Below are 14,522 nucleotides of genomic sequence, written 5' to 3' on the forward strand. Positions count from 1 at the left end.
ACGTTATTCTTACATAAATCCGCGCTGTTTCATACTAATAAATTGTCCGTGCCCGATGATGATGTGGTCAAGACAACTGATTCCAATGAGCCGTCCTGCCTCAACGAGCCGCTCTGATACCTCGATATCCTCTCGACTCGGTGTCGGATCACCCGACGGATGATTATGCACAGCGATGAAATTCGCAGCCGAACAACGAATCGCTTCCCGGAAGACGTCACGCGGGTGGACGATCGACGTGTTCAATCCTCCAATGAATAACGTCTTTTTCGAAACGACCTCATTTTTCGTATTCAAATACAGACAGATGAAGTGTTCTTGTTGATAAAGACGCATCTCTTCTAACAACAGCTCCGCTGCGTCTTCCGGTGAACGAATCGTTGGTCGCACCCACTTCGGTTCCGTGACGAGACGACGACCCAGTTCCAGTCCCGCCATGATTTGTAATGCCTTCGCCTTTCCGACCCCTGGTGCTTTTTCGAGTCCTCCGACTCCAGCCGCTTCGAGTTCGATCAGCGAAGGATAGATATGCAGTAATTCTTCCGCGATTTCAAGCGGGGTCCGGTCCCGTGTCCCACTTCGGACAAGACACGCGAGCAGTTCGACTGTCGTCGCTTGTGCCAAGCCTTTCAACTGAACCATATCCTTCGGCCATTCAATCACAGCATCCGACCTCTCTGTTTCAGAATTACGCAAACATCGGCTTGATTTTAAACGACGCGAGACGTTTCGTGATCTCGTGTATGGGCAATCCAACGACATTATAATAATCGCCCTCAATCGCCTCGACGAATAGCCCTCCCATCGCTTGGATACCATAGCCACCCGCTTTATCGTAAGGCTCGTTCGTCGCGATATACCCTTCGATCCACTCGTTTAACAATGCACCAAAACGAACGTGTGTCGTCACGTCGAACGTCTCCTCCTTTTCACCAAAGCGAATCGTCACGCCTGTCACGACCTCATGAGCGCGTCCTGACAGACGCGCAAGCATCGCCCGTGCCTCAGAACTATTTGCTGGCTTCTCAAGAATCATGTCATCAATCGCGACGACCGTATCCGCAGCCAAAATGACGCCGTCTATCGTAATCGCTCGCGCTTTCTTTTGCGATAGATAACGGACGTACTCATGCGGTGACATCGGAAATGGTGCCTCTTCGACGACATTCGCAGGTACGACTTCGTGAGGGATTCCAATTTGCTTTAGAAGTTCCGTCCGGCGTGGTGAAGCCGAGGCAAGGATCAAGTGTGGTTGCGTTACCATTAGTATCACGTTCTTTCCCGTTAATTTCGAATCGGATAATTCGAGTCATCGTATAGTCTAACAAAAAACAAGCGGTCCCTAACAGAGTAGGAACCGCCAAACTCATCTTAATTTCCTGTCACATCGACAAATGGATCTGACTTTGGTGTTTTTTCTTTAAGCGGCGTCTGTTTATCAGGCGTCAACTTCGTTAAATCCGGACGGTAATACGATTCAATTTCGACTGTGAAAGATAGCATTTCGTTTTCCAATTGAATTGCGCCACCGCCAGGTCCTTGTTCTTCTGGACCAGTCAACTGAATCTGGCGAAGAATCGTAATGCGATCTGTTCGCTCAATTTGTTTCAAGAAGGCCATCAATTCAAGATATGACGGTGCTTCAATCGTCAAAGAAGCTGGTAACGGTGTCGCATTTGCTGCGGGAGTAGTCGCTGTAGGCGTTGTCGCTTGATCCGATTCGGTCGCCATCGCTCCGTCAACAGCCGGTGTGGACGTTACGGGAGATTGTGGTGTAGTCTCTGTCGACTGACCGAAAGTAATCGACTGTACTTTTACTCCAGCAATCTGACTTGCTGCGTTGATCGCATCGATAACATCATCATTCGATGCCGTCACCGGAACTTTTTGTTGTAGGAAACTCGATTCTGCCACGTCCACTTTTTGCTCATTTGCTTTTGCTTGCTCTAACGCCATTTGCTCTCGTTTGAGTGTCGCCTCTTTTTGTTGCAAGGTTTGATGTGTCATATACGTCGTATATCCAAAATACCCAATGCCACCTAAAACGATGAGAATTGATAAAAAGAGAAGGAGGTAACTGCTATATCGCTTCAATTTTCAGGCACCTCCTCAACTTCTGTCGAGATGACTTCTCCTGAAGGATCATCCGGTGTTTGACCGTCCCCTTCAATTTCTGGCTCAGATGGCTTATCTTCTTTCGGTACTGCCGGGTCTGCCTCATTGGTCTCTCCCTTAACAACCTCCTCAGGATTGACTTCCATAGAAAACTGACCGATATATCGCGGTTCTTCTGTCTTCGTGTCATCATTCGGAGTAATTTCCGTCGTTGGAATCTCTTGACCGGTCGCCGGATCAACCGTTGTCGTTGTCACGACATCTGTTTTTTCATTCATCGTTTTTGTCGTAACGCTTGCCAGTGTCGTACCGGAGAACACTTTATCGGTCAGCAACTCTCGGTAAAAATCATTCAGCTCATCGAGTGTCTCAAACTGAGCCGTCATAGCAACGGTATCATCCGCTCCATATGCGTACTGAAGAATGTATCCGCGTTCCGGTAAGTAACGTGTGATTCGCTCAAGTGTTGGAACAGCTGGCTTAGGTGCTTCTTCTAGCGACTCGACCGTCTGTTTCAATTGAACGACTTCTTGTTTAGACGACTGATCGGATTCGGATTGTAATTGTCGGACGATTTGAATCTGATCGTCTACGGATTCCACTCGGTTAGCGAACTGATCCGTTTGCCAATATAAATAACCACCAATCAATCCACCAAATAATAATAAAATCAGCGAAGCGACAAGCGGATATTTCGGTGCCTCGTCACTTTCCGGTAAAAGATTGATACGATCTGGTCGCGCAGTGGCTAGACCGACGATCGGTAAGTAAATGCGTGGAACCGATTGACTATCGATCGTCATCATGTCCGGTACTTCATCTAACTGAAGATCAAAGTTCGTTCGGAATCGTGTCGCTAATTCATCTCGAAACGGGAAGTCTCCCGCAAGGACAACCGTCTTGATTTCGCGGCTTTCTCGAGCGAGCGAGAAGCGGTAAAAGTCTAGCACACGCGAAAATTCTAACAGCATTTCATCCAAGACGAGTTCGACTGTCTGATCATCTGATCGATAGCGATAATGCAATTGATCCTCGATCACGTCTACATCCCAAGCATCTGCCGAAAACGTATCCACTGAGCGAATCAGGCGTGGTACACGATCTTCGATGATAATCAATTGATGGTTCGTCGCGTTCGCATTCCAAATCAGTAGCGTATCGGTATCTGCTGCTGGATAATGCGCTTCAAGACCAAAGTAGGTAGACAGTGGTTGCGGCTCCGCTGCCACTAATCGAAGATGCTTTTGTTTAAACAATTGCGTATATTGTTTCAGTGCTTCATTCGGTGCCGCATACAGCATGATTTCACGCTTTTCACCGTCTTCAAGGACAGTGTAATCGAAGTATGGTTCTTCAAAAGGAAGGACAATGCTATGACCAATCTCCATGAATAAATAACCCCGGATCTGATTCGTCGCAATCGTCTCCGGAATATCGAGTTTCCGCGCAAGGACGAGTGAACCATCCAGCGCGAGAACGGCTTTAGATCCGCGAGGAACTTTCAACTTCGTCAATAGACTATCAAAAATCAGATCGAGCGACGCTTCCGGTTGAAGCCATCCACCCTGTAACGTACCTGCCGGCAGAGATACGACAGCACGTCGTTTCAAGACCCCTTTTTTGACAACCGCACCAAAAATAGCGACGTCCGTAAAATTAAAATAAACATATGTACCTTTACGCCGTTGCGTCATATGTACGTTCTTCCTTTCTTAAAGCAGTAAATCGAGGTACCACGACACCCAATCATCCGCAAAATAATATGTAAGTAATGTCCCGATCGCAATGGAGGGAACGAATGGTATCGGTTGTTTTCGTCTGACGCGTCCCGTTCCGAGTAGCGTCAGCCCGATCACTGAACCAACAAATGCTGAAACAAACAACGCGATGACGACATGAAGGGGTCCAAGGAAAATCCCGAGTAAACCGAAGAGCTTGACATCTCCCGCTCCCATACCGCGTCGTGATGCAAGAAAAATGACGAACAATAGAACGAATCCGACAATTCCTCCAATAATTGGATTATACCAGTTTTCAAGTGGAGAAAGGTAGCGCACAATCAAGGCAATTGGTAAAAAGAACAGTAAAATTTTATTCGGTATGAGCATATAGGCAAGATCAGACATCGTAAGAATAAACAAGAGACTAGTTAGAGTGAGTGTCAACGCAAGTTCCATCGACCAACCGAACTGCCAAAAGGCATACGCATAGAGCATTCCACCGAGTAGTTCAAGCGCTGGATACTTGATTGAAATCACCTGTCCACAAGAACGACACTTCCCACCGAGTACTACATATCCGAGTACTGGCGTCAGTTCGAGTGGTCCAAGCACATGTCCACAGGTCGGGCAATGGGAACGTGGATGAACGATCGACTCCCCGACCGGAACACGCAAACCGACGACATTTGTAAACGATGTGATCAATAAACCTAACAAGAAAAAATATACCGTGAAGACGATCGTCATGACACGACCTCCCTTTCAAAAAAGTTCAGAAAAAAACCCCCGAGGAGGGGGGAAGTTATGGTGTCACGGTATTTGATGATACTCCTGCACGCTTTAAGCCACCAGGACCATCACCGTTAAAGTAACTTTTTGAACCAACTAAATATACTTTATATGTATATTTACCCGAGGCTTCTGTTACTTGAACATAAGCATCTTGATAATCAGCATCACCATCCATAGGATCCTTAAGTGAATCAACAAATTTGTCCAAATTCCCTGTTCTTGGTGCAGCTGTTGTACCTTTGTCAGTTGAGTCAGTCATAGTTGCTCCACCTTTTAATAGTCCTAACTGAACTACTTCACCGCTCTCTAGAGTGTTTTGAGAAGTATAAAGTTTTGCAGCACTTAATAACTGTTTTGCATTTGATACCTGTGCATCCTTACGTGAGTTATCAATCAATCCACCAATTGCGACGACAGCGATTGCTGCGATGATACCTAAGATAACGACGACGACGAGTAACTCGATCAATGTCAGTCCGCGCTCATCGCGCATTTGTTTTGCATCTAACCAAATTTCTTTTAAACGTTCGATCATTTCATTATGCCTCCCTAGTGCTTTTTTACTGTTCTTGGTTAGTAAGACTTACTATCCAAACGAATACTATTATAGTAGCACCACATTTTTTGTAGTTTATGTCTTTTTTTAACAACAGGTAAATGTTTTTACAATTGTCAACTTGCTTGAATATCGGAATAAATCTTAAACATTGGTACAACGACGGCAATGACAATAACACCAACGATTGCGGCTAATACAACAATCAATAATGGTTCGATGATCGATTTCAAACGATCCGTCGTCGTTTCCACTTCGGTTTCGTAGAAGTTCGCGACTTCCGTCAGCATCGAATCGAGACGACCTGACTCTTCCCCAATCGCAATCATCTGTGTGACGAGCGGTGGGAAGTACTTGTTTCGCTCTAATGGTTCGTGCATCGGAATACCGCGCGACATCGCTTCGTTCGCACCAGCAATCCCTTTACGAATGATCCGATTCGTAACGATTCGTTCAGTAATATCAAGTGAAGCTAAAATCGGTACTGACGCATTGAGCAATACAGATAGACCACGTGTCATCAGCGCGATTTGTGATTTTTGAATCAGCGGTCCGAAGACTGGAATCATTAACAAGAAACGGTCAAAAAAGAGACGCTGTCGCTCATTCTTGAGGTTAAAATACAACAGTCCGATTAAGCCAAATGCAATCAATAGAAGCACCCACCAATAGGCGACAAAAAAGTCGGAGACAGCGACGACGAGTTTCGTGATCAGTGGCAACTCACTGCCTAACTGATCAAAGATCGAAGCGAACGTCGGTACGACATTCATCATCAGGAAGACAACGACGCCGATCGCGACAAGCGATACGACCGCCGGATAGATTAAGGCCGAAATGACTTTTCGTTTGATCTCATATTGTTTTTGCAGCTGCGTCACGATATTATCTAGCGCCTCTTCGAGATTACCACTCGCTTCTCCCGCCATCGCCATACTAACGAAAAACGTATCAAATACACGAGGATGTTTTTCGATTGCCTGGGAAAACTGAATCCCACTACGCAAGTCATCTTCTACCTCGACAAGCGCTCGCTCGAGTGGTTTTGATTCTGTTTGTTTACGTAGAATTTCTGTTGCTCTAACAATCGAAACACCCGATCGAACGAGCGTTGCAAACTGACGCGCATACATGACGAGGTGTTCAATCTTCGGTTTAGCACTTAAAAACGTAATCTCGGTATTTAACCCTTTTGATTCTTGCTTCTCAAGCAATGTGACGGCAATTTGATCCGTCCGAAGACGTTCTGCCGCCTCTCGCTTCGTCAGGGCAGTGATCTTGCCTTTTTTTCGTTTTCCGGCCATCGTTCGACCTTCGTAAATGAATACTGCCATCCCTTCACCCCGATATGTATGGTGTTGCAGCAGATGCCGGAATCAAACCGCGGCTGACCAAATCTTGTAAAGCCATCTGCATCGTTTGCATGCCATATTGTTTACCCGTCTGTAAAACGGATTGAATCTGATATTCCTTACCCGTCCGAATCAAGTTGGAGACAGCTGGTGTATCAACCATGATTTCTAAAGCCGCAACACGTCCTGTCCCATCCGATCGTGGCATGAGTCGTTGTGAGATGACACCCGCTAGGACGTTCGCTAACTGTGCCCGAATCTGATCTTGTTGCTCCGACGGAAATACATCGATGATGCGACTGACCGTTGAGGCTGCTGTTGCCGTATGCACCGTCGCAAAGACAAGATGACCGGTTTCAGCAGCCGTTACCGCGGTAGCAATCGTCTCAAGGTCGCGCATTTCTCCCAGTAAAATAACATCCGGATCTTGGCGAAGCGCTGAGCGCAATCCTGTCGAAAAACGTGGCGCATCAATTCCAATCTCCCGTTGATCAATTAAGCTCTTTCGATGACTATGTAAGTATTCAATCGGGTCTTCCAGTGTGATGATCCGTTTATACATTGTTTGATTGATTTCGTTAATCATCGCAGCAAGCGTCGTCGACTTCCCGGAACCTGTTGGACCCGTGACAAGGATGAGACCATGTGGCTTCGTCAAAAATCGCTTGATGACTGGAGGAAGTCCTAACTGTTCAAGCGAAGGCACTTCTGTCGGGATCGTTCGAAAGGCCATCGATAATGCGCCTCGCTGATAAAAACAATTGACCCGATATCGTGCTACACCTGTCACACCAAACGAAAAATCAATATCTCGATCCTGCTTCAGTTGCTGATACATGTCTTCCGTGATCAACGAACGAACGAACCCGTCAATGATGACTGGTTTCATCTTCTCGGATCCATATGGTGTCAGTGTTCCATTGATCCGAAACACAGGAGGGGATCCGGCAGTCAAATGAACATCGGATGCCCCTCGTTCCTTCGAGGAACGAAGAATATCTTCGATTTGGGCACGTTCCATCGTTTGATTCATTCTGAAATCACCGTCCGTAAAATTTCTTCTGTCGTCGTGATACCATCAGCTACTTTCGATAGACCATCAGCTAGAAGGAAACGTTGTCCTTGCGATTTAACGTACGCTGTGATGTCACTTTCCGTCGACTGGTTCATGATCATGCGCCGTAAGACTTCGTCAATCATGATGACTTCCTGAATCGCGACACGACCTCGATATCCAGTCATATTACAAGATGAGCAGCCACGACCTCGCATGACAGTCGTCGCTTCGATTCCTTCTTGATCAAACAGCTCCTGTTCCCGCGTTGATAACGAGTGGGCTTCTCCGCAGTCCCGACAAACACGGCGGACGAGTCGTTGTGCGATCAATCCGCTAAGTGAAGCTGCGACGAGAAATGATTCAACGCCCATATCGATCAACCGTGTAATTGAACTAACTGCTGAATTCGTATGAAGCGTGGATAGAACTAAGTGTCCCGTCAAAGAAGCACGGATCGATATTTCTGCTGTTTCAATATCGCGAATCTCACCGACCATGACGACGTTCGGATCCTGACGGAGAATCGATCGGAGACCACTCGCAAATGTCAAACCGATCTTCGCATTCACTTGGACCTGATTGATGCCATCGACCTGGTACTCAACCGGATCTTCGACGGTGATGATATTGCGTGACTCATCATTCAACTCATTTAAGGCTGCATACAATGTCGATGATTTCCCTGAACCGGTTGGCCCGGTAATTAAAATAATACCGTTCGGTCGTTTTAACATTTCTCGGAACTGTGATTCATTCCGTGAGCTAAAACCAATTTTAGAGATGGAAATATTCGAATTGGAACTATCCAAAATTCGAATAACGACTTTTTCCCCGTATACGGTAGGTAGTGTAGAAACACGGAAGTCGTAAGCTAGTCCATTAAAGACATATTTGATTCGCCCATCTTGCGGTAACCGGGATTCCGTAATATCAAGCTCACTCATGACCTTGATTCGTGTCGTTAAAATGCTTTGAATCTGCTTCGGATAATTATTTTCCGTTCGAAGTTCTCCATCGATTCGAATTCGAATCGTCATCGATGTTTCCTGGGGATCCATATGAATATCGGATGCCCGTTGTGCAATCGCATTTTCTAAGATTTGATTAACGAGACGAATGATTGGCGCATCTTCACGTGTCACCACGTCGCGCGACTGGTCCATCTCCGTCATATCATCTGACTCCAACAAATCGCGCAACGATGAATCGATATCATAATACTTCAAAATCGTTCGTCTGATTTCGTCCCGTGTCGCAATACCTACGTCAATCACTAGACCCGTCTGCATCCGTAAATCATCGATTGCAATCAAGTCCATCGGATCCGCCATGGCAATAAATAAACGATTTCCTTCACGGTAGACCGGAACTAACGTATGCCGCTGTGCTAACTCTTTTGAAATCAATTTCGTCACCGCGACATCGACCGGATAATTATACAGTTGAATGATCGGAATCTTTAACTGATGATGGAGCGCTTCTAGTAATTGTTGTTCCGTCAAATGACCGAGGCGGAGTAACGCGTCACCCAATTTTTCAGTTGGTCGTTTTACAGAAAGTGCCTCATCGATTTGACTCTCTGTCACTAAACTCTCTTCGATTAACATTTCACCGAGTCGTTTTCGCTTCATCGCCATTTAGTCCGTCATCCTTCCGCATGCCATGATTCGTCTTCAATCATTACAGTTCGCTTTTGTTTCTTTTCATCAATCAGACTCGTAACGCCTCCCGTTACGACACACAGTAATACCATACCGATCGCTACAAAAGGATTACTAATCCAATCCAACTGAACACTAAAATAGATCAGTGTCACCATGATAATCGCTGCGATGGATAATACTGACTTCGCCTGAATCGAGGTCACATATGGAATCGTCACCGCAAACATCAATCCACAAATGATTGTCGCAAGTCCGATGATGATTCCAAGTTCAATTGCAATCGTCGTCCAATTCATACTCTTCCCTCCTCGTTTAGCCGACAGCTTCTCCTGTCGACTCATCTTCTACCGGCGAAGCGGGATCACCTTGATTATTCTCATCTGGTGTCGTTGGTGAATCTGGGCTGTCCGGTGAAGTAGGTGTCTCTGGCGTTTCAACTGTTCCATCCGTTTGTGGATCTTCAGAATTCGGATCAGTTGATGTCTCTGAATCCGTTTCTTCAGATGGTGTTTCTTCGGTTGGTGGAACTACGACAGGAGCCTGTTCTTCTTGACTGCTTTTCGTGATGACAGCAGGAATCGCTGCATAAAAATCCAAGGAAAGAAGTTTTTTCTGTTCCCCTTTAGTGGTCTTCATTACACGGTAGACTTCAATCGATTTTCCTTCTTCGCCAGCTTGCGTATCATTCGTCGTCCCGGCTGAAAGCGTAGCTGAGTAACGAGTAATGGTTCTAAATGGAATTGTCTTTTCTCCTTCCAACACGACAGTCACTGCCTCTTTTATCGGTGCTCCACGTAGTTCAATCGTCACGTCGCTTCCCTCTTGCGTGGCGACGAGGCGATAAACTGATGCTTGCGTATTGCGAACAGCAAAATCTGTTTTTTCGTCAATTTTGACATCGTAACCTAGTGTAATATCATCGGGGAGTGTCGCATGTGGCATGCGTTCCACGATTTCAAATGGTGTTTTTGCGAACAATTCGTATAATTTACTTCCAACGTAAGAAGCGGCGATTGGATCCATACCATACGTTTTCACATTCATTAATTGATCTGGCTTGATTTCGACGTTTGCCATGCCTGTAATCATTTGTTCTTCTGCTGCTGAACGTGTTGAAAACGTGATACTTGATACGACCTCACCTTCAGCAGACGACTCTGACGTTTGTGAAGGATCAAAATTCCCTTCAGCTAATGTCTTGCTTGTATTCGTTAACCATGTTTTAAACGCTTCCGTTTGTTCTTGTGAATAGCTGACAGGTTGCGTAGATAGAAAACTTTGTAGCATTTCGTCATCGATTGAGAGAATTAAGTCTCCTCCCGTTTTCAGAGACGCTTTTTTAACAGATTCCTCAGAATCAAATGTCACCAATTCAGTTGGTACCGGTAACGTTTCTTCTCCTGTACCCGTCGTCAACGGTGTTTTTTTGGACCATTCCGTAATCGCTTTTTGGACTGCGGATTCAGCTTCTTTACGACTCATCCCGCTTACAGGAACAGATCCAACTTTAGCCGTTTCAGAAAAAGTCGTCTGTTCAGTCGCCTTTCCGGTAAAGGAAATTAAGGCGAAAGATGGCACATAAATCAAAACCACGAGTAAGACGAGTAAAAGTGTATGTACAGCAAAACGCTTTGTATTGAGCATCATCTGTTTCCTTTCTGTATGAATTAATCATTTCAGGTGCCTAGTATTTCCATTATAATGAATATCATGATGAAACATAAGTCTATCCTGACAATTCTTTTCTCTAACTGTGAATGTCTGTAGGTTTTTGAACTTCATCCAATTGATGTTTTTTCCGATAGAAATGAAGAGGTGAGCATATGCAACACAAACAAGATGGATTTTCATTAATCGAGGTCCTTGTCAGTATTACGATTCTGTCGATTATCTCTGTCTCATTGATCAGTATCTTTTCGCAATCTCTTTCAGCATCACGCACTAGCACGGAATTGACGTTTGCGAACTATTTAGCTAAAAATGCTACTTCTTACATAAAGCGAGAAGCGATTGAAGCGACAACGAATGAAGCCTTTTCTTTTGTTTCATTATCTCAAGAAGCACTGAAGGCCGTTTATCTGAATGGAAATTATGTGATTCCAGAACCCGCCACTCCTTCTTGTGGTGTATCGGCTATTTGTACGTCAATTTTTACTGATCCTGAAATCAACAATATTTCATTTGATGTGAAGTACAGTGTGACACCTCATAAAATGGAAGGTGAAGTGAATCCGAATCTACTCGATCTTTATGTATACGTGTATGTAGAAGGAACGACTGAACCGATTACGACTTTGAAAGGATCGATTACGAATGCGACGCTCAACCAAAGTTTTCCAACAACAAAGTGAAGGATTCACACTCGTCGAACTACTTGTCTCAATCGTCGTTGCTTCTATTTTCAGTGCTGTCATCTTGACGGTATTCATTTCCGGAACGAAAAGTTTTCGAGCAACTGGTATCATTAGTGAATTACGTAGTGAAGCGGATAGTCGGATCGGTATCATTTTAAATGAGGTCAGTGGCTTTGATGCGATTCGCATCGATGAATCTAAAACACTCTCTTTTTATAAAAGAACGTTGCCTACGCTAAACAATGAGACGGGATTACTTGAACGAGCTAGTGGATTTCAACCGTTCAATGCAACAGAAGAAGCTTCAGCATCCGCATCTACCGTGAAGCCTGTTACATATACATTCCTGACCGAACAGCAACAAGGCGATAAACTCGTCTATACGTCAGAGCCACAATCAATCGATGAGCAATCCGAACTTTTTCAAACCTTCACATTATCTAGTCCTGAATATCAAACGATCACCGGAAGTACGTATCCTGGTCGTTATGTCATCCATGGTATTTTGACCATCACGACTCGAATCCAGTCAACTGATCAAGAAGAAGTACAGACCTTCACGAGTACGATTGGATTTTAATTCAGAAAGGAACTAATCATGCGTAAATCTGAACAAGGCTACACCTTATTATTCGTACTCGTCACGCTAACGGTACTTTCCGTTCTTGCCATAGCCACGATTGGTATCAGTCTACAGTCCACACGATTAACTGAAATCCGTGAAACGGATATAGATGTCGAGACATCCACTCAAAATGATTTGGATCAAGCCGTTGCTGCATTACAGCAAATCGTCGTCAAGACGACGGGCACTTCACCTACGACATCTTCACAAGCACTATTCAGTAATTTGAATAGCTCAATCATCTTACCTTTAAAATCCATCGTCCCGAGTGTCTCGGTCGAAGTAAACGAGACCGCCTCGAATATCCGAGTTAAAGCATTAGATTTAACCGCAACAGTCGAGAAACAAAAGGGTGATCAGCCTGTGATTCGCAAGACATATCGCCAACGCGTGTATCTGTCTGCTATTCCAAGCTTCTTGTACTATACGCTTGGTTCGGATAACCAAGTCATTATCAAAGGTGCGCCCTTCATCGAAGGTAATATCTTCTCGCGAAATCCTTTAAAAGCAACCGCTACTCCTTATTTTAAATACAATAATGAAAATGGGACGTTCACAAATACACAAGCACTTCCTTATGTCGCTGGCCAAATTCGGGTGTTCCAAGAAAAAAATCTACCTTTGCTGCAATGTGAAGATTATTTATCTTGTGACCGTAGCATTTTTGATCCAAAAGGATCAACGGACCTCGTCTCAACGAAAGAAGCGCTTGTTCCATTCGACTTCAACTACGCTTTGAATGACTTTTTAAAGCTGCCGGTGAATACACCGATTACACAAATTACTACCTCCTTAAAGGACTCGGCTATTCCACAATCAGTCTTAACAGGTCCGTTTCTGACGGCACTTGATACGAAACGACAGATGATTAGCCCGGCACCGAACACAAATAATACGATCACATTGACGGATGATTTAGTACAAGAGACGCTCGAGCCTTTGATCATCAATGGGAATCTGACAATTTCTTCACTGAATTCCGTTGATCAGCCGTTAGAAATCAAACGGCCGCTTGTCGTCCTAGGTAACCTCCTCGTTCGAGGGAATGTCGGTTTTGCGACAACGATTTATACGACAGGTACAAGTCGTCTCGATGATGCGAATATTCAAGGTCTCACTTCCTCAACGAAACAAAACACGTTAATTCTACTCAGTAAAGGAACACTCGTCATCAACCGGGTGAATAAATTTTCAACACCCCGAACGACTACGCCTGACTTAAATGCTTTCCTTTACAGCGATGACGATCAAATCAATACGATCTACTCTGTCGGGTCGACGATGAACGTACGTGGTGGCATCTTTACGAAAGGGAAACTAGAAGTAAACGCCTATCGTGGAAAACTCGATTTAGCAGAGAATCAGTTCCCTGCCAATGTGAGGGATTTAGAACGACTCATGATTGCCAATAAATCTGCGGATGCTGAGGCTTCTCGATTACGCATGGCCTATGATGCAACCGTTTTGAAAAATCCAACTTCCTTATTACCTTTAAATCGTTCTGTCCAAATGTATGTCGAAACACCAAAACGTATTCAACAGTAATCAGAAGAGCCCCTCATCAACTCGATGAGGGGCTCTTCGTTATTGCTTAGAATGTCGTAGCACGATACATTTTTGCAATCTTCTTTACTTGTTTCGTTTCTACCTTTGCCTTGTGCTGTTTCAACAATTCAAATAAATCTTTTCGATTTTGTTTGACTGTCTCATAGATCGGACGTTCTTTTCCTAAGTTCGGATTGGCACCAGCCCCTAAAAGTAACTCGATGACTGTCTCATTTTGATCAAGTGTGGCATAAAACAAAGGGGTATGACCGTACGCATCGATTCGATTTAAATCTTTAGACGTTGCGCGCTTGACGAGTAAAGCATACGCATCACTGGAACGATTCACACTTGTTGCCACATGAAGAACAGATTGTTTCTTCTGATTTAACTGATTCACTTTTGCTCCCTTTTTTAGCCAAGTAGCCACTGTATCCCGAGGAGCAAACTGCGCCGCATAAAACCAATTCATTTGATTTTGAGATGTCTTAGAATCTAATAGCAATTCAGCCTTTTCAAATGCAAGCGTCTCTTGAAAACGACCAATATAACGATTTTTTTCCGATGTAGACATGTCTGAACTTTTTAACGCGGATGCTAATTCCATAGGCTTTTCTGAACGTAACGCCTGTTCTAGTTCAGTTTTTCGATTCGATTGAATGACGTAACTTGTAACTCCGACTCCAGTCAAAATCACGATCAAAAGGATGACAACGATGCGTTTTCGTTTCATATCCAACT

The 14,522-nt window shown here is 44.6% G+C and carries 15 protein-coding genes; 3 read left to right on the forward strand and 12 right to left on the reverse strand.

Features of this window, described 5'->3' with window-relative positions; translation table 11 throughout:
- Positions 1-9: 9 nt before the first annotated feature.
- The 11 genes from radC to ASF99_RS10670 form a co-directional block, all read right to left on the reverse strand.
- Positions 10-642 (reverse strand): RadC family protein, encoded by a 633-nt coding sequence (radC, locus tag ASF99_RS10620; protein WP_050677672.1) that lies wholly within the window; start codon positions 640-642, stop codon positions 10-12.
- Between the two features lie 46 nt (positions 643-688).
- Positions 689-1,264 carry a Maf family protein gene (locus ASF99_RS10625; protein ID WP_035396637.1) on the reverse strand — a complete coding sequence of 192 codons (576 nt, stop codon included), beginning with the start codon at positions 1,262-1,264 and terminating at the stop codon, positions 689-691.
- A gap of 107 nt (positions 1,265-1,371) precedes the next feature.
- Positions 1,372-2,094 carry a hypothetical protein gene (locus ASF99_RS10630; protein ID WP_023468954.1) on the reverse strand — a complete coding sequence of 241 codons (723 nt, stop codon included), beginning with the start codon at positions 2,092-2,094 and terminating at the stop codon, positions 1,372-1,374.
- A complete protein-coding gene (locus ASF99_RS10635; protein WP_035396635.1) occupies positions 2,091-3,809 on the reverse strand; it encodes a fimbrial assembly protein in 1,719 nt (572 codons plus the stop codon). The genes ASF99_RS10630 and ASF99_RS10635 overlap by 4 nt, the downstream gene beginning before the upstream one ends.
- Before the next feature lie 18 nt (positions 3,810-3,827).
- The gene (locus tag ASF99_RS10640; protein WP_055968716.1) at positions 3,828-4,583 is read right to left on the reverse strand and encodes a prepilin peptidase; all 756 of its coding nucleotides are present in this window, start codon (positions 4,581-4,583) and stop codon (positions 3,828-3,830) included.
- Between the two features lie 55 nt (positions 4,584-4,638).
- Positions 4,639-5,163 (reverse strand): type II secretion system protein, encoded by a 525-nt coding sequence (locus ASF99_RS10645; protein ID WP_052017095.1) that lies wholly within the window; start codon positions 5,161-5,163, stop codon positions 4,639-4,641.
- 137 nt (positions 5,164-5,300) lie between these two features.
- Positions 5,301-6,518, reverse strand: a complete 1,218-nt coding sequence (locus ASF99_RS10650; RefSeq protein WP_055968718.1) for a type II secretion system F family protein — start codon at positions 6,516-6,518, stop codon at positions 5,301-5,303.
- A 4-nt stretch (positions 6,519-6,522) separates the two neighbouring features.
- Positions 6,523-7,569 (reverse strand): type IV pilus twitching motility protein PilT, encoded by a 1,047-nt coding sequence (locus tag ASF99_RS10655; protein ID WP_023468959.1) that lies wholly within the window; start codon positions 7,567-7,569, stop codon positions 6,523-6,525.
- Positions 7,566-9,230 carry a GspE/PulE family protein gene (locus tag ASF99_RS10660; RefSeq protein ID WP_023468960.1) on the reverse strand — a complete coding sequence of 555 codons (1,665 nt, stop codon included), beginning with the start codon at positions 9,228-9,230 and terminating at the stop codon, positions 7,566-7,568. Before ASF99_RS10660 ends, ASF99_RS10655 begins: the two co-directional genes overlap by 4 nt.
- 8 nt (positions 9,231-9,238) lie before the next feature.
- A complete protein-coding gene (locus tag ASF99_RS10665) occupies positions 9,239-9,553 on the reverse strand; it encodes a hypothetical protein (protein WP_023468961.1) in 315 nt (104 codons plus the stop codon).
- 16 nt (positions 9,554-9,569) lie between these two features.
- A complete protein-coding gene (locus ASF99_RS10670; RefSeq protein ID WP_041255164.1) occupies positions 9,570-10,904 on the reverse strand; it encodes a G5 domain-containing protein in 1,335 nt (444 codons plus the stop codon).
- Positions 10,905-11,080: 176 nt separating this feature from the next.
- Between ASF99_RS10670 and ASF99_RS10675 the strand changes: the two genes are divergently transcribed.
- From ASF99_RS10675 to ASF99_RS10685, 3 genes are read left to right on the forward strand one after another with little or no spacing between them, the layout of a single operon-like run.
- A complete protein-coding gene (locus ASF99_RS10675; protein ID WP_023468963.1) occupies positions 11,081-11,608 on the forward strand; it encodes a type IV pilus modification PilV family protein in 528 nt (175 codons plus the stop codon).
- Positions 11,571-12,191 (forward strand): PilW family protein, encoded by a 621-nt coding sequence (locus ASF99_RS10680; protein WP_023468964.1) that lies wholly within the window; start codon positions 11,571-11,573, stop codon positions 12,189-12,191. Before ASF99_RS10675 ends, ASF99_RS10680 begins: the two co-directional genes overlap by 38 nt.
- Before the next feature lie 18 nt (positions 12,192-12,209).
- Positions 12,210-13,781 (forward strand): type II secretion system protein, encoded by a 1,572-nt coding sequence (locus ASF99_RS10685; protein ID WP_055968720.1) that lies wholly within the window; start codon positions 12,210-12,212, stop codon positions 13,779-13,781.
- A gap of 46 nt (positions 13,782-13,827) precedes the next feature.
- Here ASF99_RS10685 and ASF99_RS10690 read toward each other — a convergent pair whose 3' ends face one another.
- Positions 13,828-14,514, reverse strand: a complete 687-nt coding sequence (locus tag ASF99_RS10690; RefSeq protein WP_023468966.1) for an ankyrin repeat domain-containing protein — start codon at positions 14,512-14,514, stop codon at positions 13,828-13,830.
- Positions 14,515-14,522 lie beyond the last annotated feature (8 nt).

Source organism: Exiguobacterium sp. Leaf187 (assembly GCF_001423925.1).
Lineage (GTDB): Bacteria > Bacillota > Bacilli > Exiguobacteriales > Exiguobacteriaceae > Exiguobacterium_A > Exiguobacterium_A indicum.

Coding starts and splice junctions, on each gene's coding strand:
- ASF99_RS10625 (WP_035396637.1), bottom strand. CDS start 1,264: ATGGTAACGCAACCACACTTGATCCTTGCCTCGGCTTCACCACGCCGG.
- ASF99_RS10670 (WP_041255164.1), bottom strand. CDS start 10,904: ATGATGCTCAATACAAAGCGTTTTGCTGTACATACACTTTTACTCGTC.
- ASF99_RS10660 (WP_023468960.1), bottom strand. CDS start 9,230: ATGGCGATGAAGCGAAAACGACTCGGTGAAATGTTAATCGAAGAGAGT.
- ASF99_RS10690 (WP_023468966.1), bottom strand. CDS start 14,514: ATGAAACGAAAACGCATCGTTGTCATCCTTTTGATCGTGATTTTGACT.
- ASF99_RS10685 (WP_055968720.1), top strand. CDS start 12,210: ATGCGTAAATCTGAACAAGGCTACACCTTATTATTCGTACTCGTCACG.
- ASF99_RS10635 (WP_035396635.1), bottom strand. CDS start 3,809: ATGACGCAACGGCGTAAAGGTACATATGTTTATTTTAATTTTACGGAC.
- ASF99_RS10640 (WP_055968716.1), bottom strand. CDS start 4,583: ATGACGATCGTCTTCACGGTATATTTTTTCTTGTTAGGTTTATTGATC.
- ASF99_RS10645 (WP_052017095.1), bottom strand. CDS start 5,163: ATGATCGAACGTTTAAAAGAAATTTGGTTAGATGCAAAACAAATGCGC.
- ASF99_RS10665 (WP_023468961.1), bottom strand. CDS start 9,553: ATGAATTGGACGACGATTGCAATTGAACTTGGAATCATCATCGGACTT.
- ASF99_RS10680 (WP_023468964.1), top strand. CDS start 11,571: ATGCGACGCTCAACCAAAGTTTTCCAACAACAAAGTGAAGGATTCACA.
- ASF99_RS10675 (WP_023468963.1), top strand. CDS start 11,081: ATGCAACACAAACAAGATGGATTTTCATTAATCGAGGTCCTTGTCAGT.
- ASF99_RS10655 (WP_023468959.1), bottom strand. CDS start 7,569: ATGAATCAAACGATGGAACGTGCCCAAATCGAAGATATTCTTCGTTCC.
- radC (WP_050677672.1), bottom strand. CDS start 642: ATGGTTCAGTTGAAAGGCTTGGCACAAGCGACGACAGTCGAACTGCTC.
- ASF99_RS10650 (WP_055968718.1), bottom strand. CDS start 6,518: ATGGCAGTATTCATTTACGAAGGTCGAACGATGGCCGGAAAACGAAAA.